Source organism: Neobacillus sedimentimangrovi, assembly GCF_010614825.1.
GTDB classification, from domain to species: domain Bacteria; phylum Bacillota; class Bacilli; order Bacillales; family Cytobacillaceae; genus Neobacillus; species Neobacillus thermocopriae.
In genome coordinates this window covers 1-17,229 of sequence record NZ_JAAFZF010000014.1, presented here as the reverse complement: position 1 = coordinate 17,229, position 17,229 = coordinate 1, and the positions used below count along the sequence as shown (strand labels likewise).

Annotated in this window: 21 protein-coding genes and 2 pseudogenes; 10 read left to right on the top strand and 13 right to left on the bottom strand. The window is 34.7% G+C overall.

The features are described from left to right. Positions 1-84: 84 nt before the first annotated feature. Positions 85-288, top strand: a complete 204-nt coding sequence (locus tag GZA11_RS06890; protein WP_038535604.1) for a DUF6501 family protein — start codon at positions 85-87, stop codon at positions 286-288. A 44-nt stretch (positions 289-332) separates the two neighbouring features. Here the strand turns inward: GZA11_RS06890 and yidC are convergent, their stop codons facing one another. The 4 genes from yidC to GZA11_RS06870 all read right to left on the bottom strand — a co-directional run bounded on the left by yidC (position 333) and on the right by GZA11_RS06870 (position 4,909). Further along, positions 333-1,016 carry a membrane protein insertase YidC gene (gene yidC, locus GZA11_RS06885; RefSeq protein ID WP_328822038.1) on the bottom strand — a complete coding sequence of 228 codons (684 nt, stop codon included), beginning with the start codon at positions 1,014-1,016 and terminating at the stop codon, positions 333-335. Positions 1,017-1,137: 121 nt separating this feature from the next. Further along, the gene (gene pflA, locus GZA11_RS06880) at positions 1,138-1,887 is read right to left on the bottom strand and encodes a pyruvate formate-lyase-activating protein (protein ID WP_038535600.1); all 750 of its coding nucleotides are present in this window, start codon (positions 1,885-1,887) and stop codon (positions 1,138-1,140) included. Between the two features lie 48 nt (positions 1,888-1,935). Beyond that, the gene (gene pflB / locus GZA11_RS06875) at positions 1,936-4,161 is read right to left on the bottom strand and encodes a formate C-acetyltransferase (protein ID WP_163183281.1); all 2,226 of its coding nucleotides are present in this window, start codon (positions 4,159-4,161) and stop codon (positions 1,936-1,938) included. A 295-nt stretch (positions 4,162-4,456) separates the two neighbouring features. Next, complete coding sequence (locus GZA11_RS06870; RefSeq protein ID WP_038535595.1) at positions 4,457-4,909, bottom strand: cupredoxin domain-containing protein; 453 nt, start codon at positions 4,907-4,909, stop codon at positions 4,457-4,459. Positions 4,910-5,111: 202 nt separating this feature from the next. On the opposite strand from GZA11_RS06870, the gene GZA11_RS06865 reads away from it, so the two are divergent. The 3 genes from GZA11_RS06865 to GZA11_RS06855 all read left to right on the top strand — a co-directional run bounded on the left by GZA11_RS06865 (position 5,112) and on the right by GZA11_RS06855 (position 7,629). After that, positions 5,112-6,050, top strand: a complete 939-nt coding sequence (locus tag GZA11_RS06865) for a lysylphosphatidylglycerol synthase domain-containing protein (protein WP_163183280.1) — start codon at positions 5,112-5,114, stop codon at positions 6,048-6,050. Positions 6,051-6,180: 130 nt separating this feature from the next. Continuing rightward, a complete protein-coding gene (locus GZA11_RS06860) occupies positions 6,181-6,426 on the top strand; it encodes a hypothetical protein (protein WP_163183279.1) in 246 nt (81 codons plus the stop codon). Positions 6,427-6,465: 39 nt separating this feature from the next. Continuing rightward, a complete protein-coding gene (locus tag GZA11_RS06855) occupies positions 6,466-7,629 on the top strand; it encodes a D-alanyl-D-alanine carboxypeptidase family protein (protein WP_038535594.1) in 1,164 nt (387 codons plus the stop codon). A 32-nt stretch (positions 7,630-7,661) separates the two neighbouring features. Here GZA11_RS06855 and modB read toward each other — a convergent pair whose 3' ends face one another. Both modB and GZA11_RS06845 read right to left on the bottom strand, forming a co-directional pair. Continuing rightward, complete coding sequence (modB, locus tag GZA11_RS06850) at positions 7,662-8,324, bottom strand: molybdate ABC transporter permease subunit (RefSeq protein ID WP_163183278.1); 663 nt, start codon at positions 8,322-8,324, stop codon at positions 7,662-7,664. A 120-nt stretch (positions 8,325-8,444) separates the two neighbouring features. Further along, positions 8,445-8,687, bottom strand: coding sequence for a YkuS family protein (locus GZA11_RS06845; RefSeq protein WP_038535590.1), 243 nt, complete (start codon positions 8,685-8,687; stop codon positions 8,445-8,447). 98 nt (positions 8,688-8,785) lie between these two features. Between GZA11_RS06845 and GZA11_RS06840 the strand changes: the two genes are divergently transcribed. Continuing rightward, on the top strand, positions 8,786-8,923 hold the full coding sequence (locus GZA11_RS06840; RefSeq protein ID WP_144242953.1) for a YuzL family protein: 138 nt from the start codon (positions 8,786-8,788) through the stop codon (positions 8,921-8,923). Between the two features lie 161 nt (positions 8,924-9,084). On the opposite strand, the gene GZA11_RS06835 is transcribed toward GZA11_RS06840, so the two are convergent. Next, positions 9,085-10,704, bottom strand: coding sequence for an ABC-F family ATP-binding cassette domain-containing protein (locus GZA11_RS06835; protein ID WP_038535588.1), 1,620 nt, complete (start codon positions 10,702-10,704; stop codon positions 9,085-9,087). A gap of 169 nt (positions 10,705-10,873) precedes the next feature. Here GZA11_RS06835 and GZA11_RS16455 point away from each other — a divergent pair, with 169 nt between their 5' ends. Further along, positions 10,874-11,011: a hypothetical protein gene (locus GZA11_RS16455; RefSeq protein ID WP_163252542.1), complete on the top strand. Its 138-nt coding sequence runs from the start codon at positions 10,874-10,876 to the stop codon at positions 11,009-11,011. 56 nt (positions 11,012-11,067) lie between these two features. Here the strand turns inward: GZA11_RS16455 and GZA11_RS06830 are convergent, their stop codons facing one another. Beyond that, positions 11,068-11,670 carry an SCO family protein gene (locus tag GZA11_RS06830; protein WP_163183277.1) on the bottom strand — a complete coding sequence of 201 codons (603 nt, stop codon included), beginning with the start codon at positions 11,668-11,670 and terminating at the stop codon, positions 11,068-11,070. A 287-nt stretch (positions 11,671-11,957) separates the two neighbouring features. Between GZA11_RS06830 and GZA11_RS16690 the strand changes: the two genes are divergently transcribed. After that, complete coding sequence (locus GZA11_RS16690; RefSeq protein WP_163183301.1) at positions 11,958-12,143, top strand: cold-inducible protein YdjO-related protein; 186 nt, start codon at positions 11,958-11,960, stop codon at positions 12,141-12,143. A 163-nt stretch (positions 12,144-12,306) separates the two neighbouring features. On the opposite strand, the gene yhfH (GZA11_RS06820) is transcribed toward GZA11_RS16690, so the two are convergent. Together yhfH (GZA11_RS06820) and yhfH (GZA11_RS06815) are read right to left on the bottom strand one after the other, a co-directional pair. Then, positions 12,307-12,441 carry a protein YhfH gene (yhfH, locus tag GZA11_RS06820; RefSeq protein WP_081905034.1) on the bottom strand — a complete coding sequence of 45 codons (135 nt, stop codon included), beginning with the start codon at positions 12,439-12,441 and terminating at the stop codon, positions 12,307-12,309. 76 nt (positions 12,442-12,517) lie between these two features. After that, the gene (gene yhfH / locus GZA11_RS06815; protein ID WP_163183276.1) at positions 12,518-12,652 is read right to left on the bottom strand and encodes a protein YhfH; all 135 of its coding nucleotides are present in this window, start codon (positions 12,650-12,652) and stop codon (positions 12,518-12,520) included. Between the two features lie 424 nt (positions 12,653-13,076). Between yhfH (GZA11_RS06815) and GZA11_RS16685 the strand changes: the two are divergent. From GZA11_RS16685 to GZA11_RS16675, 3 genes and pseudogenes are all read left to right on the top strand, one after another. Next, positions 13,077-13,383 (top strand): annotated as a pseudogene (locus GZA11_RS16685) (PAS domain-containing protein); the annotation flags it as partial. 153 nt (positions 13,384-13,536) lie between these two features. Then, positions 13,537-13,692, top strand: a complete 156-nt coding sequence (locus GZA11_RS16680) for a hypothetical protein (protein ID WP_231314731.1) — start codon at positions 13,537-13,539, stop codon at positions 13,690-13,692. Positions 13,693-13,842: 150 nt separating this feature from the next. Beyond that, on the top strand, positions 13,843-14,403 hold the full coding sequence (locus GZA11_RS16675; RefSeq protein WP_231314720.1) for an ATP-binding protein: 561 nt from the start codon (positions 13,843-13,845) through the stop codon (positions 14,401-14,403). A gap of 523 nt (positions 14,404-14,926) precedes the next feature. On the opposite strand, the gene GZA11_RS06805 is transcribed toward GZA11_RS16675, so the two are convergent. The 3 genes and pseudogenes from GZA11_RS06805 to GZA11_RS16670 form a co-directional block, all read right to left on the bottom strand. Continuing rightward, positions 14,927-15,211 carry a hypothetical protein gene (locus GZA11_RS06805; protein WP_163183275.1) on the bottom strand — a complete coding sequence of 95 codons (285 nt, stop codon included), beginning with the start codon at positions 15,209-15,211 and terminating at the stop codon, positions 14,927-14,929. Positions 15,212-15,529: 318 nt separating this feature from the next. Further along, positions 15,530-16,831 carry a NarK family nitrate/nitrite MFS transporter gene (locus GZA11_RS06800; RefSeq protein ID WP_038535579.1) on the bottom strand — a complete coding sequence of 434 codons (1,302 nt, stop codon included), beginning with the start codon at positions 16,829-16,831 and terminating at the stop codon, positions 15,530-15,532. 241 nt (positions 16,832-17,072) lie between these two features. Next, a pseudogene (locus GZA11_RS16670) lies at positions 17,073-17,229 on the bottom strand (group II intron reverse transcriptase/maturase); the annotation flags it as partial.

Here is a 17,229-nt window from a genome sequence, read left to right as displayed (position 1 = left end):
GAAATAATTATAATATTGCGCGCCCATCAAATGTATGTTTATACTTAAGATTAGACAATCTTCTTAAAAGGGGCGATATCAGCAATGATTCATTTAACTTGGCGTAATCGTGAAACGATTAAAAAAGTGCTATGTACACATACGAATGCACAAAAATATATAGTAAACAATGTTTTGACAGCCGGTAAAGTTTATGAAGTAAAAAATGAAACAGATGAATTTTATTATATCATCGACAATACTGGTAAAGTCGGCGGATATTACAAAGAGTATTTTCAGGATGCATAAAAATGCCCAGCTATAAGCTGGGTATTTTTAGTTTAGAAAAGGCCTTAATTTTCATTCGTAGAAATGTTTGCTTGTTTGCTTTTATATATCTTTTGGCTGATCATTGTTTGAATGGTCAAAAACAATCCGCCAACTACCCAATAGAGTGGTAGAGCGGCTGGGGCATTGAAAGAAAATATAACAATCATCAGTGGAGATAAGAGGCCCATAAATTTCATTTGCTCCCTCTGTTGTTCTGGGATATTCACTTGTGAAACTTTAAATTGAAAATAATAAATAACCCCGGCTAGGATTGTAATAATAATATCAGGCTGTCCAAGGCTGAACCATAGAAATTGATGGGTAGCAATTTCATGGGAATTTCTAATCGCAAAATATAGCCCCGATAAAATTGGCATTTGAATGAGGATTGGTAAACACCCCATATTTAAGGGATTAATTCCATATTTTTTATAAAGCCCCATCATTTCCATTTGAATCTCTTGTTTTTTCTTAGGGTCCTCTTCGGTTTTTAATCGTTGTTGAATTGCCTCCATTTCAGGTTTTAATACTTCCATTTTTTCTTTCATGGTCATTTGAGTTTTATATTGTTTTAACATAAGAGGCATTAGGGCAAGACGAATGAGAAGTGTAACAAGAATGATCGCTAGCCCATAGTTATCATTAAAAAGCTCGGCAAAAAAATGAATGATGACAGTAAAAGGATCCACAAAATATTGCTGGAACAAAAAAATTCACCTCGCAAAATAAACCAATAATATGAGTATAATGAAGTTAATCTTTTTTCGCAATTAATTGGAATAGCAAAAACAAAAGGCGGAAAGCTCCGCCTTTTTAAGATTATTAAATTTAGAGCTTGGAATGCTGTCTCCAGTGAGCCTTCAACATTTGATAGGCAATTTCTACATTTTCGTCACTTGGTGGCTCAATATGCTTTAATGGATATTCAAGACCTAATGCTTCCCATTTGTAAATTCCTAATTTATGATAGGGAAGAATTTCAATTTTTTGGACGTTATTTAGCATACCAATAAATTCACCCAGCTTCTGGAGATCATCCGGATCATCGGTAATCGTTGGTACGAGAACATGACGAATCCAAATGGGAATTTCACTATCAGATAGAAACTTGGCAAATTCAAGAATATGATCATTTGCCATTCCAGTTAGTTGGATATGCTTTCTCCGATTTATGTGTTTTAAATCTAATAAGATCAAATCGGTATATTGTAAGAGCTCCTCAAGCTGTTCAATAAAAAGTTTTGAATGAGAAAAACACCCTCCGGAGGAATCGATGGTCGTATGAATCCCTTTCTTTTTACATACTTTAAATAATTCGATTAGAAATGGGATTTGAAGCAGTGGCTCCCCACCACTGACCGTAATGCCACCTCCGGAAGCTTGAATGAAAGGTAGATAAGAATCTAAATCACCCATGATTTCGGAAACAGTCATCGATTTCCCGGTGCCAATTTCCCATGTATCAGCATTATGACAAAACTGGCAGCGCAAAAGGCACCCTTGTGTAAAAATTACATAGCGGATACCAGGTCCATCAACCGTTCCAAATGTTTCAATTGAATGAATATTTCCGATCATGATGATTGTTCTCCTTTCGTTTATCAGCTAGAGCTTTAATGAAAATGTTTATAATGACTCGTGGAATGTACGATTTATAACATCCAGTTGCTGTTCTCTTGTTAGTTTAATAAAGTTGACTGCATATCCAGAGACACGAATAGTCAATTGCGGGTATAACTCCGGATGTTCCATTGCGTCTAAAAGGGTTTCCCTATTAAAGACATTAACATTTAAGTGATGTCCAGATTTTATGGCATACCCATCTAAAATCGATACTAAATTTCTAATCCGGCTTTCTTCATCCTTACCTAAAGCTTTAGGGACGATAGAAAAAGTATTGGAAATACCGTCCATTGCATAGGAGTATGGAAGCTTGGCAACGGAAGAAAGGGAAGCCAATGTTCCTTTTGAGTCACGTCCGTGCATTGGATTGGCACCAGGGGCAAATGGTTCGCCAGCGCGACGTCCATCTGGGGTATTCCCTGTTTTCTTACCATAAACAACATTAGAAGTGATGGTGAGAATTGATAATGTATGCACGGAATTGCGATAGGTTTGATGTTTGCGAAGTTTCTTCATAAAACTTTCTACGATTTCGACCGCAATTTGATCAACGCGATCATCATTGTTCCCGTATTTAGGGAAGTCTCCAGTAGTCACAAAATCTACAGCCAAGCCGTGTTCATCACGAATGACTTTGACATTACCATACTTGATGGCGCTTAGGGAGTCAGCCACGACACTTAATCCGGCAATCCCCGTCGCCATTGTTCGGAGAATATGTGTATCATGCAGAGCCATTTCAATTCTTTCATAACTGTATTTATCATGCATGTAATGAATGATATTTAAGGTATTGATATAAAGTTCGGCCAGCCATTCCATGATTTGGTCAAATTTTTCCATTACTTCATCGTACTCTAATACATCAGAGGTAATTGGCCGGAATTTTGGTCCAATTTGTATTTTTAATTTTTCATCGACACCACCATTGATTGAATATAGTAATGCTTTTGCAAGGTTAGCGCGGGCTCCAAAGAACTGCATTTGTTTCCCAATTTCCATGGCAGAAACACAGCAGGCTATGCCATAATCATCACCATATTCAAGGCGCATAATGTCGTCATTTTCGTATTGAATCGAACTTGTCTTAATCGACATTTTTGCGCAATACTTTTTAAAGTTTTCAGGTAGTTTAGTAGACCATAGGACGGTTAAATTTGGCTCTGGGGCTGGGCCTAAGTTTTCAAGTGTATGAAGGAAGCGGAATGAGTTTTTAGTGACAAGCGGACGTCCGTCCATTCCCATTCCTGCAATGGATTCTGTCACCCAAGTCGGATCACCGCTGAAAAGTTCGTTATACTCAGGCGTGCGTGCAAACTTTACGAGACGTAGTTTCATGACAAAATGGTCAACTAATTCTTGTGCTTCCTCCTCGGTTAATGTACCGTTTCTTAAATCTCTTTCAATGTAGATATCTAGGAATGTCGATACCCGGCCAAGGCTCATAGCTGCGCCGTTTTGCTCTTTAATAGCTGCAAGATAAGCAAAATATAGCCATTGAAATGCTTCTTTTGCATTCTTTGCAGGGCCAGAAATATCGAAGCCATAGCTTTCAGCAAGTTCCTTTAATTCTTTTAGAGCTCGGTATTGTTCTGAGAGTTCCTCTCTTAACCGTATTGTTTCTTCTGTCATGACTTTGCTTGTATTTCGGAAGTCTTTTAGTTTTTCTTTCATTAAGAAATCAACACCATACAAGGCAACTCGGCGGTAGTCACCGATAATACGGCCGCGGCCGTAAGCATCTGGAAGACCGGTAATAATCCCTGCTTTTCGGGCAAGTAGCATTTCTTCTGTATAAGCATCAAATACTCCTTGGTTATGCGTTTTACGATATTCAGTAAAAATTCGTTCAATCTCCGGATTTAATTGATATCCATAAGCTTCACATGACTGTTTCGCCATGCGGATACCACCAAATGGTTGGAGTGCGCGCTTAAATGGTTTATCTGTTTGCACGCCAACTACTTTTTCTAAATCTTTATTTAAATAGCCGGGTCCATGAGAAGTGATGGTAGATACAGTTTCCGTATCCATTTCAAGAACGCCGCCTTTTTCACGTTCTTGTTTGGTTAGATCCATTACTTGACTCCAAAGAATTTTGGTTGCTTCTGTAGCACCTGCTAAAAATGTTTCATCACCTTCGTATGGAGTATAATTTCTCTGGATAAAGTCCCGAATGTTCACTTCCTTAGTCCAAACACCTTTTGTAAAACCTTTCCATTGTTCCATATAGGTTCACCTCTTGTTTGAAATAAAAAATATATAACAGCATGAAGTTATATTTTACGTTTTGAGTATAACAGGCAAGGGGGTGAAAGGAGTGGGAGGTTTGTTAAGATATTGTGAAATGTTGATTTTTAGGGAGAGTTTATGAAGTTTCCTTGAACAAATTAAGAACGAAAAGTGAACCTGTTCTATAAAAATTTTTTTGATCTGTTACTTCTGTTGTATAAGAAGTAGTGATAATTACACGTAAAAAGTAGAAAGTCAAAAAAAAAAAAAACAGGAATTTACTCCTGTTTCTTTAGTTAACGATTATATCAGCAATCATTGGACCGTTATGTTCGCGATTGGAATGAGCCTCACAGATTAATCGGTAAGTGCCTTTTTTATTAATTTGTAGAGGAACAACAGTTTCTTCTCCCTTTTTAACGGTTCCTTTTATATCTGTTCCTTCAATGAAAAATGGATGCTCTTCACCATTAATGCCTGAAATATATAATCTTACTTTTTCTCCTTTATGAATGTTAATGGTTCCAGGGTCCCATCGATAAACTTCGATTTCCTCACCATTTTTTTTCTTTGATTTGTATTCTACTGTCACCATATGGATTTCGCGAATATTTTCGCTGGACTCTTGATTAAAAACAGCTGCATCACCTGCCTTTAACATAAACCAGGCAGAAACAGAGGCTAGCATAATTCCAGCTGCCAAGAAAAATAAAAAAGTTTCTTTCTTAAATACTAAAAACCTCACTTAATAACCTCCTCAGAAATTTGTCCTATTCAAACATATGCAGGAAAGGAGGTAAAACTTGTCTAATTTTTAAAATAAAAGTTAAGTTTAAAAGAATGGATGAATGTTAATAATTTATTGTTAAGAACAAAAGTATTACTTTGTTTTTTCATTGGAAAAGTTTATAGTAAACTCAGGAATGAAAAAATAGGTGGTAATTTTGTTGGCGATTAATAAGAAAAAAATCCTAAAAACAGTTAAATTTCTCTTCCCATTATTTTTGTTATTCTTAGCAACTTATGAAATCAAAAAATTTATTAGTCAAGTGGACTTACAGCTCCTTGAGAAAGAATTGGAAAAGCTGGATTTATGGATGTTGCTATTCGTTCTAGTAGTAACCTTTGCTGCTTTCTTGCCGATACTAAACTATGATGTTGCCTTAATTAAAATTCTGAAGGCTAGGGTTTCAAAAAAAGAATTATTAGAAAAGTCACTGATTGCAAATTCATTTTCGAATTTTATAGGGTTTGGCGGTTTGGTCGGTGCCATGTTCCGTACATATTTTTTTCATGAGCATGAACAGGATAAGCGAAAACTTATTACTGTGATTGCTTCTATTTCACTTTTTTATTTGACAGGAATGTCTGTCCTATCATGGATTGTTGCTATTGAATTCCCACAATTTCCTCTATTTACTGATTCAAGATGGATATATTTTGCTGTAATCGCCATTTGTTTGTACTTACCGCTTATTTTATTTATACAAAGAATGAATGCCAAAAAGGGACAATTTGCATTCATTCATGCTGTGGAAAGCTTAAAATTAATCATCATCTCATTCATTGAGTGGAGTGCCATCTTTTTTTCTATTTTCTTTTTAACAAAAATTTTGGATTTTGATGTGATGCTGTCGGATTTATTTCCTGTATATGTTGCGGCTGCTTGTGTAGGTATTATCAGTATGATACCCGGTGGGCTAGGCTCTTTTGATTTGGTTTTTATATGGGGGATGCAAGACTTACAAATATCTGATGAAAAAGTATTGATCCTTTTATTGTTTTATCGAATTGGTTACTATTTTGTTCCTTTTATAATTGGTTTCATTCTATTAATCAAGTATTATTGGAAAAGATGGAATAGTCATGGAATGATTTATCGATAGCCGTTATTCAAGGATTATGCCATGCCCTATTAACAGTACTTGTCTTCATATCAAGTATCATCCTAATCCTATCAGCTAGTATTCCAGGGATTATCTCTAGACTTAGGATGGCTCTCAAGAATGATTGTCATTGCCAATTATAAATATGTCTCATCAGCTATCCGTTACGGCAGGATTTTTATTATTGGGTTTATCTAGAGGGATTGAATACCGTGTGAAAAAGGCTTATGAGCTAACGATGATCGTTTTGATTTTGGCCGCAGTTTTTTCAATTTTTAAAGGACTTCAAAGTGGAGTAAAGGATAAGAATCTAGAAATGTTTAAAGAAAACGTTTTTTTTGGAAAAAATTCTTTGAAATGTCTGGAAATCTGTTAAAATAAAAAAGCATATTCTTATTAAGTTAGGGTGTTTTATTTGAAGAAAATTTTCATTATTTTAATAAGTTATTTATTGATTTTTATGGTTCAACCCAAAGTATCTGCTGAGGAAATACAACAGTTAAATATAAAAAGTGAAGCTGCAGCTCTCTTGGACACTGATACAAATGCCGTTCTATATACGAAAAATGCCGATGCAAAAATGTACCCAGCGAGTCTTACAAAAATTGCTACTGCTATTTATGCGATAGAGAAAGGTGATTTAAACAGTATTGCTGTTGTTAGTGCAAATGCAGTTCGACAAGATGGGACAAGAGTTTATTTAGTCGAAGGAGAACAGGTTCCTCTAAAAAAACTCATACAAGGGATGTTAATTAACTCAGGTAATGATGCGGCAGTAGCTATTGCAGAACATTTAGATGGCAGTGTGGAGAAATTTTCTGAGAATATAAATGAATATTTAAAAAAGAAAATCGGTGTCAACCATACTCATTTTACAAACCCTAGTGGTTTGTTTGATGAGAATCATTATACGACTGCGATGGATTTAGCTTTGATAACCAATTATGCGGTCAAAAATCCTGTATTTGCTGAAATATTTGGTGCAAAAGAACTTGTATGGACAGGTCAAGCATGGAATACGACCATAAAGTCTCATCATCTCATGGTAACAGGGGATTTTCCATATCCTGAAGTTACTGGTGGAAAAACAGGTTATACTTCATTGTCAAAACAAACTTTGGCAACTACCGCAGATAATGGGGAATTGAAATTAACGGCCGTCGTGTTAAAATCCGACCATAAACGGGATAAATATGACGATACTTCTGTTTTATTTGATTTTGGGTTTAAGGATTTCCAGCATACAACCTTGCCTAAAGGGCAGATATTTAAGAATGGCACAAAGGAATTTTATCCGGAAAAGGACGTCCTTATTACTGAAGGGATAAGTGGATCCACTAAAAAGGTAAACAGTGATGGAGTGCTTTCCGTTGTAGGAAACAATGGTCAAGTTATTCAGACTGTCCAATTAAAATTAAACGAACCTGAAACGGAAAATGTTGCAAAAATGGAAATGAAGTCAACCAAACAAAAACAAGATGTAAGTTTAAAGGATAAGTATTTGTTTATTGGCATCTTAATCTTTTTTATAGCAGCATTAGGTGTGGTTGTGGGACGGAAATGGACGAGAAAATTATAGCTTCCTAATAAGCCATGGAAGGGTTCACCTTTTCATGGCTTACTTTGTGCTATAGTTGTTGTGAATAGCATGAGAAATGAAATGAACACCATCGCACCAACTAATAACCAGGCTAATTTTAAGTTTCCTGTTTCCATCGCAATATATATAGCGGTAGGCGCTGTTTGTGTTTTTCCGGGGATGTTGCCAGCAAACATAAGAGTTGCACCAAATTCCCCCAGTGCTCTGGCAAAGCTGAGGATTAAACCAGTAATTATAGATTTGAATGAGAGTGGTAATGTAACGTGTAAAAACACATTAAGCTCTGTTGCTCCATCCACTCTGGCCGCTTCTTCAATATCTTTGTTAACTGATTGAAATCCTGTTTTGACCGTTTGGTACATAAGTGGAAAAGCTACAACTGTTGAAGCGATCACTGCTGCTAGTGGGGTGAATATAATCGAAGTCTCGAAAAAATTCTCAACAAAAGATCCAATTGGACTATTTCTCCCAAAAAAGAAAATGAGTAAAAACCCTATAACTGTTGGCGGCAGTACAATGGGCATTAATAATAAAGTTTCAAGTAACATTTTACCTTTGAAATTTTTATTTGCCATAATTCTTCCCAATATAACCCCAAATAACAATGAAATACCTGATGAGATGGAAGCAACTTTTAATGATAAAATTATGGGCGGCCAGAATTCATTATTCATTCATTTCAATCCTTTAATCCTAATATCCTTATCCATTATATCTAATGACTTCTCCTCATTAAATAGGAAAAAAGAAAAAAGACTAAAGAGTAGCCTTTAGTCTTTGAAGTGAGGAAGAGATTATTGTAGTTTGTTCTCTACTTGCTGACAAACTTCTTCGGCAGACAATCCGTTTGCATCAATGACCGAAGCTTTAGTAACAGAATCTTGCATACCCATAACATTTGAATCAAGGCCAGTTACAACACAGCAATCACAGTTTTGTGCGTCTGACTCTTGTTTTAATTCCACAACTTCATATCCTTTTTCACGTAGAGCTTGTTGAATATTTGTAAGTGACTGTTCTACTCCAATTCTTGCCATACAAACACCTCCTCATCTATTATCTTCCCAAAGTATGGCGTAAATATTCCGCATAAGATAGGATCCGCTTTCAAAAGCTATAGATGGAGGTGGCTTATATGGGTAAGAAAAATAAAAAGAAAGCAGACCCGTCTACTATAGGTCTTAATTCCCCACAAGTGGAAGGTCAAGGAACCACAACAATGGAAACGGGATCAAGAGTGGAACCTTCATCAAGAAGAAAAACGAAACGATGAAAGAAATATTAATAGTAGGAAGCAAAGGGTTTCGCCCTTTGGTTTGTATGTTAGACTTTATAAGTTAAAAAAATATGGGGCCATCAATGGTCATTAGTCGACCTATTGAATGGCCCCTTAAAGCACTGGTGTTTTCCTATTTTTCAGTTCAGGAGTATAAATTATTTATACATTTCTTCAACTTGTTTTTGAAGCTCTTCATTTTCTAGGTATTCATCATATGTCATTTGCTTATCAATCAATCCTTTAGGAGTGATTTCAAAAATACGATTAGCAATGGTTTGTATGAATTGATGATCATGAGATGAAAAAATCATTGACCCTTTAAAATTAATTAATCCGTTATTGAGAGCGGTAATTGATTCTAAATCTAAATGGTTTGTTGGTTCATCTAGTAGGAGGACATTGGCACCACTTAGCATCATTTTTGAAAGCATGCAACGAACTTTTTCTCCACCAGAAAGTACACTTGCTTTCTTTAGAACTTCTTCACCAGAAAATAACATTCTGCCTAAAAATCCTCGTAAAAAGCTTTCGCTGTCATCTTTTGGTGAAAACTGGCGGAGCCAATCAACGAGATTTAAATCGCAATTTTCAAAGTACTTAGAGTTATCTTTCGGGAAGTAGGCTTGGGAGGTGGTAATCCCCCACTTATACGTTCCACTGTCAGGCTCCATTTCGCCCATTAAAATTTTAAACAATGTAGTTTTAGCTAATTCATTTGTTCCGACAAGGGCAATTTTGTCCCCTTTATTCATAATAAAGCTCAAATTATCAAGAACTTTTACACCGTCGATTGTTTTTGTTAGTCCTTCGACCCTTAACAAATCGTTTCCAATTTCGCGATCGGGAGTAAAGTTTACATATGGATAGCGGCGGGAAGAAGGTTTAATATCCTCAAGCGTAATTTTCTCCAATAATTTTTTTCGTGAGGTTGCTTGCCTAGATTTGGACGCGTTTGCGCTAAATCGAGCAATAAAACTTTGTAATTCTTTGATTTTTTCTTCTTTCTTTTTATTAGCTTCTTGAGCCATTTTCAATGCCAATTGACTGGATTCGTACCAGAAATCATAGTTACCAACATAGATTTGAATTTTGCCAAAATCCAAATCGGCAATATGTGTACATACTTTATTAAGAAAATGACGGTCATGGGAAACAACGATAACTGTATTCTCAAAGTTGATTAAAAATTCTTCTAGCCATTGAATGGCTTTAATGTCTAAATGGTTGGTCGGCTCGTCCAATAATAAAACATCAGGTTGGCCAAATAATGCTTGAGCCAGTAAAACCTTCACTTTTTCAGCACCAGATAATTCTGCCATTTTCTTGTGGTGAAGTTCTTCACCAATTCCCAGACCTTTTAACAGGATGGCAGCTTCTGATTCTGCTTCCCAACCATTTAACTCAGCGAATTCAGCTTCAAGTTCTGCTGCTCTCATCCCATCTTCATCGGTGAAATTTTCCTTCATATAAATAGCATCTTTTTCTTGCATTACTTCATAAAGCCTTGTATGGCCCATAATAACTGTTTTTAATACTTCATGTTCTTCGTATTCAAAGTGATTTTGTTTTAATACAGCCAAACGTTCATTAGGTCCAAGCTGTACTGAACCTGTTTGAGGTTCAATTTCTCCTGCTAAAATTTTTAAAAAGGTAGATTTACCGGCACCATTTGCACCAATTAATCCATAGCAATTGCCTGGGGTAAATTTAATATTTACATCTTCAAATAATTTTCGGTCCCCATACCTTAGACTAACATTACTTACTGTGATCATATGAAAGGCATCCTCCAAAAAAACAAATTACTTTTAATTATAACATGAATCATTGAAAGAACGAACAGGACAAAAGAAAAAACAAATAAAAAAAATTTTGAAAAAGATTTTCCGTTTTCACACTTTATTCACATTTTTGATGTAAAATTAATTTAAGAAGGTGATAGATGTGGCGAAAAAACAACTTATTGAACTCGTAAATAAATTAAAAAAGGCAGGAATTAAAGTGAGTTTAACAAAACCGAAGTCCAATTACCATTTATCTTTGAAGCAAATCAATCAATATCCCAAATCCTGTACTAGATAGAGAAAGTAGTAATAAAAAAGCGATTAATCTCATGGACTAACCGCTTTTTCTTTTATTTAGTTCATTTTATCCTTTATTTTATTATAAACCTCTGTTTTATTAAAATCTTTTCCCATTGGAAATTTTGTGATAAAGTTATTGTTTTCATCCACCAAATAAGTGAATGTTGTATGAATAAATTGTCCATTTCCAGGGTCTTTATATTGAAACTGTAAAGATTCTGCAACCCTTCTAATTTTTTCATGATCCTTTTTAATATTTTCCTTTTCTCCGGTTAGGAATATCCAAGAATCACTGTTTTCTACCCCAAAAGCTTTCATATAATTTAATAATTTATCGGGTGTATCATTATAGGGATCAATTGTAATCGTAATAAATTTAATTTTATTGCCGAAATCACCAGATTTTATTAACTCATTTTTTAATTCGGCCATTTTAACTGTAGTGGTTGGGCAAACATCAGGACAGTTAGTGTAGATAAATTCAATTAATTTTAGTTTCGTCCGGTCATTTCCAAATGTATATGACTCTCCGTTCTGGTTAATTAATGTAACATCTCCCGGTATGGCCATGTTGGCATCTCGAATAAGAAAAAAAGTAATTCCAGCGGCTATTCCAAGAACCACAATAAGGCTACATATAATGTATATTTTTTTCATCTATTTCCCTCCTACCATTAATTTAAAGAAGTTTATTAAAAAAAGGTATGGATAATTTGTGAACATAAAGAAAACGAGGGTAGTTATACTAGTTTTTAAGGTTTTGGATGATCAGTACATATGTATCGTTCTAAAATGATTATTTATTTATGGATAAACCGCATTTTTCTTCACTACATATTTTCCAGACAGATTTATAAACAATTACAATTTATCCGTTAGTGAGGAAATTTTGGAAATGAATAACATCATTTTGGACATACTACCATTAAAAGGAGGCGGTTCCCATATTTTTTGGTAAACGAGGTAAAGATGAAGAACTGGAAACAATCCTAGTAGAAACAGAGGTATTCTCTTGCATGGATGAATCATGTATCGGCTGGATGAGGAAAGAGTTTGTTTCGGATGATTTACTATGCCCAATGTGTGGCAATGAAATGATTCAGGAAATACGAGAGCTTCCCAAAATATAGGAATTAAATATGAAGGAAAAAAAGGGGCTGTCCGGAAAGTGGTATTTCAGCCGAAATCTTTATAAAAGCAAAACCCAAGAATGCTGTTAAATCAACATTCTTGGGTTTTTAATTCGGGTTCATTTTTCTCTTAAATGGACTTTTTAGACAGCCCCTTTTTGCGTTATTCTGCCTTTTTTGAAAGACACCGGTCACATTCCATTAAATATGATTCAGCTTGTTCTTCTATATATTGACCACATTCTGGACATTGTTTTTTTGGTAATTGACGGAAAAATTCAACAGGACTCATTAACATTGTTTGTTCCTCCTTTATAATAATACAGATGAATAAATTTCAATTTGTTGTATAACAGGAGAAATAAAAAAATAATTTATTCATCCCTTTTTGATAGACAACGATCACATTCCATTAGGTAAGACTCAGCTTGTTCCTCCATATGCTGACCACATTCAGGGCAAACCTTTTTTGGTAATTGACGGAAAAATTCAACAGGACTCATTAACATAGTAATCGCTCCTCCTTTATTAGTACAGAATAATTATGGACTAATTGTTATAGTACAGTATAAACGAAAACAAGAAATTTGTGTAGTTTATTTTTAATAATATTTTTATTTTTTTTGAAATTGAGTCTTTTGACCTAAAATTCTTAAGACTGTACTTCTAGTAAAAGACATAATTATGATAAAGTATTAAGTACTTCACTATTGTATGATTTATTACAATCAGACTTGAAAATAGACCGATCTGGGGGAATGCTTGTTAATGAATGAAGTTTCGGTTGGTTATTATCCCTTAATTATCATAGTTTCAACAGGGTTAACTATGATTTTTCTATATTTTTTATTAAATATGTTCACATTCACAAAATAATTTGCTGAGAATAAACGACTTCTTTTCCTTGGTAGTAAACGACCAGCCACATCTAATATGAATCTAAAGGATATTAAAAAGGCGCTTGATGCTTCGACAATTGTGGCAGTTATTGATTCGACTGGAACCATTACTTATGTAAATGAAAATTTTGAGGAAATTTCCCAGTACTCAAAAGAAGAAATTGTTGGTAGGAATCATCACTTATTGGATTCTAGGTATCATTCGAAAGAGTACTTTCAAAATATATGGAGTACAATTCAATCTGGAGAGATATGGAGAGGGGAAATCTGCAACAAAGGATGGTTCTTTTTATTGGGTAGATACAACCATCGTTCCATTTTTAGATAAACAAAAGAAACCTGTTAAATTTATTGCCATTCTCTCGGATATTACGAAGAGAAAAATAGCGGAACAAAGTTTGCGGGAATCGATCAAGGAAGTTCAAGATATCACTTTTGCCCTTAATCAATCATCAATCGTTGCCATAACGGATGAAAAAGGAATAATAACCTTTGTGAACGAGAAGTTTTGTGAAATCTCAAAATACGAAAAAGAAGAGTTAATGGGCCAAGATCACAGGTTGTTAAACTCTGGGTACCATCCGAAAGAGTTTTTTAAAGAATTATGGAAAACGATTGGTGGAGGTAAAGTGTGGAAAGGGGAGATCTGAAACAAGGCAAAAGACGGAACTTATTATTGGGTAGATACAACCATTGTTCCATTCTTAAATGATAAAGGAATACCATACCAGTATCTTTCGATTCGTAATGATATAACAGAACGAAAAAAACAAGAGGAACTGCTCCATCGTCAAGATAAATTGGCTGCCGTTGGTCAGCTGGCAGCAGGGGTGGCTCATGAAATTAGAAATCCGTTAACTTCCATGAAAGGGTACGCAGAATTTTTACAATTAGATGAAAAAGAACCTGAACGAATGGAATTTTTAAATATCATACTTGATGAAATTGAGAGGGTTAACACCATTGTGGAAGACTTTATGGTATTGGCAAAACCAAAGGATGTGGAATTGGAAGAAAAGAACATAGTCTCTATCATCAAAAATGTGGTGTCTTTACTTGAATTTGAAGCAAGGAAAAACCATATTTGTATTCATTTAGACTATGATCAAGATATCATTCAAATACTATGTGATGAAAATCGCTTAAAACAAGTATTTTTGAATATAATGAAAAACGGAATTGAAGCAATGCCAAGTGGTGGAGATCTCCATGTTAGAATGAGAATCCATGAAAACAATGTCCACATTTCGATCGAAGATAAAGGTGTTGGAATACCAAAGGACAAACTGAAAAAATTAGGAGAGCCTTTCTTTACTACTAAAAAAAATGGTAATGGGCTTGGATTAATGATTAGCTTTTAAATTATTGAAAATCATAATGGTAAAGTTTTTGTTGAGAGTGAACCGAATAAAGGAACAACTTTTAGTATATTTTTGCCCACAGGATCAACTTAAAGTTTGGGGGTTAGCTTTTTTGAGTAATTAAAAAAATAAAGTAAACGCATATTAGTAAAGTCGTTGATTTTAAAAATATGTAGTATGATGGGAAAATGGTGAAGACTTATTTAGAAATGTGTTAGGGGTTTCATCATATTAAATAGCCGTCCTACTCAGAGGATGGCTTTTCCTTTCTTTGGTTTACTATAAAGTCAACATGAATAAATTTTCCGCACTTTAGTTAATAACACTCAATGGGAAATATTTTTAATCCTAGCGGAATAGATTGTTAGACTATAAGATTTCCATTGATTGATAGTATACTATGGACCAGCGACGAATTTACATATATTAATTGAATTATATTAGTTATTTTCTTAAATCAATATTCCCCATTAAAAAAAACTTTATAATTGAGAGAGAGATGAAAAGCAGGTATTTCTTGTTTTTATTTGTTATATCCGGCTTCTATCAAAAGAAAAATAGCAGTAATGATATGTAAAATCATACCTACAATTGGGATTACTCCGACGACAGAAGTAACTATACCTAATATAGGACCAGTTTTTACCTTTCCTTCTTTATTGGAGTAAATTAAGGTAATGATGTGTAAGACTAACATAATAACCAATGGAACCCATTGCCATAATGTGATAAAAAGGCCTCCGATTATAGGAATACCTAAAAAGGCTTCTAAACCCCCTGTTACCCATTTCAAATTACGACTCACCATAATAAAACATCCCCCCTAACAGAATATGGTAAAATCATAATAGATAATTTTAATTAGGTCAATTTATCTGAGAAAAAATTATTATTATTTATCAAAAAGATTATTACCTTTACTAGATATTAAAATAACTAGATAGTAAGAAAATATTCTCTAGTTTGTATTTTTATGGTTAATTTGAAGGTGGAAAGGGAGAAAATGTTTTAAAATAAACCTCCTAAAATATTTTATTTACGGAAATCCGTAAATTAATGTTAATCCCCTTGCCAATTGAAATAAAAGTATTGAAATAAATGGCATATAATGAAACAAGCCGGAATTTTATCCGGCTTGTTTGACGATTACTTTTGCAGTAGTTGCTTTTCTTTGGTAATAATACCAGTTTAATCCAATGGAGATTACATAAAAGGCAATGAAGAAATAGAATGCAGTTACATAGGAACCAGTTGTATTGACAGACCATCCAAATAATTTTGGTATTAAGAAAGAACCATATGCAGCAAATGCAGCCGTGAAACCAATAACTGGTGCAGCCTCTTTTGGAATAAAGATGCTTGGTATCATTTGAAATGTTGATCCAGAACCAATTCCACTGGCTATAAATAAAACTAAGAATAAAACTAAGAAACCAGCAAACTGTTTTGCATTTAAGAAGTAAATGACACCAAATACGCCAATTGCCATAGTGACTAATACATAGGCAGTTACTTTTGCACCGCCAAATTTATCAGATATCCATCCACCAATAGGTCTGGCTGCAGCTCCAACTAAGGCACCAAGAAAGGCAAGTGAAACGTATTCTGGAAATTGAGATCTTAATAATAAAGGGAATGCTGCAGAATAGCCAATAAAAGAACCAAAAGTTGCTATATATAGAATTGTCATAATCCAAGTATGTTTGCGTTTCACGATGACAAATTGATCTTTTACGGATTGCTTTGCTCCGGGAACATTATCCATTTTAAACATTGCAAGTAATGTCATAATTACGATCGGGATAACCCAAATAAAGGCAGCATTTTGTAACCAAACCTCTTGCCCATTTGCTAATACTTGTTTATCACCAATCAACGCAAATGCACCAGATGAGATAACTAATGGTGTAACGAATTGTACAACAGAAACCCCCATATTTCCTAAACCGCCATTAATACCAAGTGCCGTTCCTTTTTCTTTTTTCGGAAATAAAAAGCTAATATTGGCACTGGAAGAAGAGAAATTACCTCCACCTAAGCCACATAAGGCAGCGAGTAACAGCATGACAGAATAGGGGGTGTTAGGGTTTTGAACGGCTATTCCGATCCCAACTGCTGGAATGGCTAATATTGCTGTAGAGATTACAGTCCAGTTTTTACCTCCAATTGAACCTACAGCAAAAGTATAAACAAATCGAAGGGTTGCACCCACTAAACCAGGTACTGCCGCAAGGGTCAATAATTGTGCCTCTGTAAAATTGAACCCAATATCATTTAGTCGAACAGCAACAACAGACCAAATTTGCCAAACAATAAAAGCAAGCATTAATGATGGAACAGAGATCCAAAGATTACGTCTTGCATGTTTTTTACCTTCCGTATTCCAGAATTTTTCGTCCTCTGGGTTCCAATATGTTATTCGCGGCATATTGTTTCCTCCTAATATACATCTTTGAATAATGAATTGTTCGTTGTTGATTACACTGATAATATAAATGAGATGGTTGGGATTTTTTTGTGATAAACGTCACAAAAAAGGTGAAGGATTTGTGAACTCATGGAGTTTGACAAAAAGTTGTAATAATTTGTTATAACATCGAGTAGGAGGGGGTGATTAACCCCCGTCCTCTCACACCACCGTACGTACGGTTCCGTATACGGCGGTTCAATCAAGATAAATGACGCAAGAATTCATAACGTTTCTGTAGACTTTTAAGCCCTTGGTTACTCCAATAGGAGTTTCCAAGGGTTCTGTGTAATATGGGACTTTTTGAGATTCGCCAATAACCTTTACGACTGTTCCCCCATTCATAAGCTTTCCATTCA

Bases quoted from the DNA above. Each gene is read 5' to 3' on its own strand.
- GZA11_RS06890 (WP_038535604.1), top strand. From the start codon at position 85: ATGATTCATTTAACTTGGCGTAATCGTGAAACGATTAAAAAAGTGCTA.
- pflA (WP_038535600.1), bottom strand. From the start codon at position 1,887: ATGATCGGAAATATTCATTCAATTGAAACATTTGGAACGGTTGATGGA.
- pflB (WP_163183281.1), bottom strand. From the start codon at position 4,161: ATGGAACAATGGAAAGGTTTTACAAAAGGTGTTTGGACTAAGGAAGTG.
- modB (WP_163183278.1), bottom strand. From the start codon at position 8,324: ATGAATAATGAATTCTGGCCGCCCATAATTTTATCATTAAAAGTTGCT.
- GZA11_RS06845 (WP_038535590.1), bottom strand. From the start codon at position 8,687: ATGGCAAGAATTGGAGTAGAACAGTCACTTACAAATATTCAACAAGCT.
- GZA11_RS06840 (WP_144242953.1), top strand. From the start codon at position 8,786: ATGGGTAAGAAAAATAAAAAGAAAGCAGACCCGTCTACTATAGGTCTT.
- GZA11_RS06835 (WP_038535588.1), bottom strand. From the start codon at position 10,704: ATGATCACAGTAAGTAATGTTAGTCTAAGGTATGGGGACCGAAAATTA.
- GZA11_RS06830 (WP_163183277.1), bottom strand. From the start codon at position 11,670: ATGAAAAAAATATACATTATATGTAGCCTTATTGTGGTTCTTGGAATA.
- yhfH (WP_081905034.1), bottom strand. From the start codon at position 12,441: ATGTTAATGAGTCCTGTTGAATTTTTCCGTCAATTACCAAAAAAACAA.
- yhfH (WP_163183276.1), bottom strand. From the start codon at position 12,652: ATGTTAATGAGTCCTGTTGAATTTTTCCGTCAATTACCAAAAAAGGTT.
- GZA11_RS06805 (WP_163183275.1), bottom strand. From the start codon at position 15,211: ATGGTGAGTCGTAATTTGAAATGGGTAACAGGGGGTTTAGAAGCCTTT.
- GZA11_RS06800 (WP_038535579.1), bottom strand. From the start codon at position 16,831: ATGCCGCGAATAACATATTGGAACCCAGAGGACGAAAAATTCTGGAAT.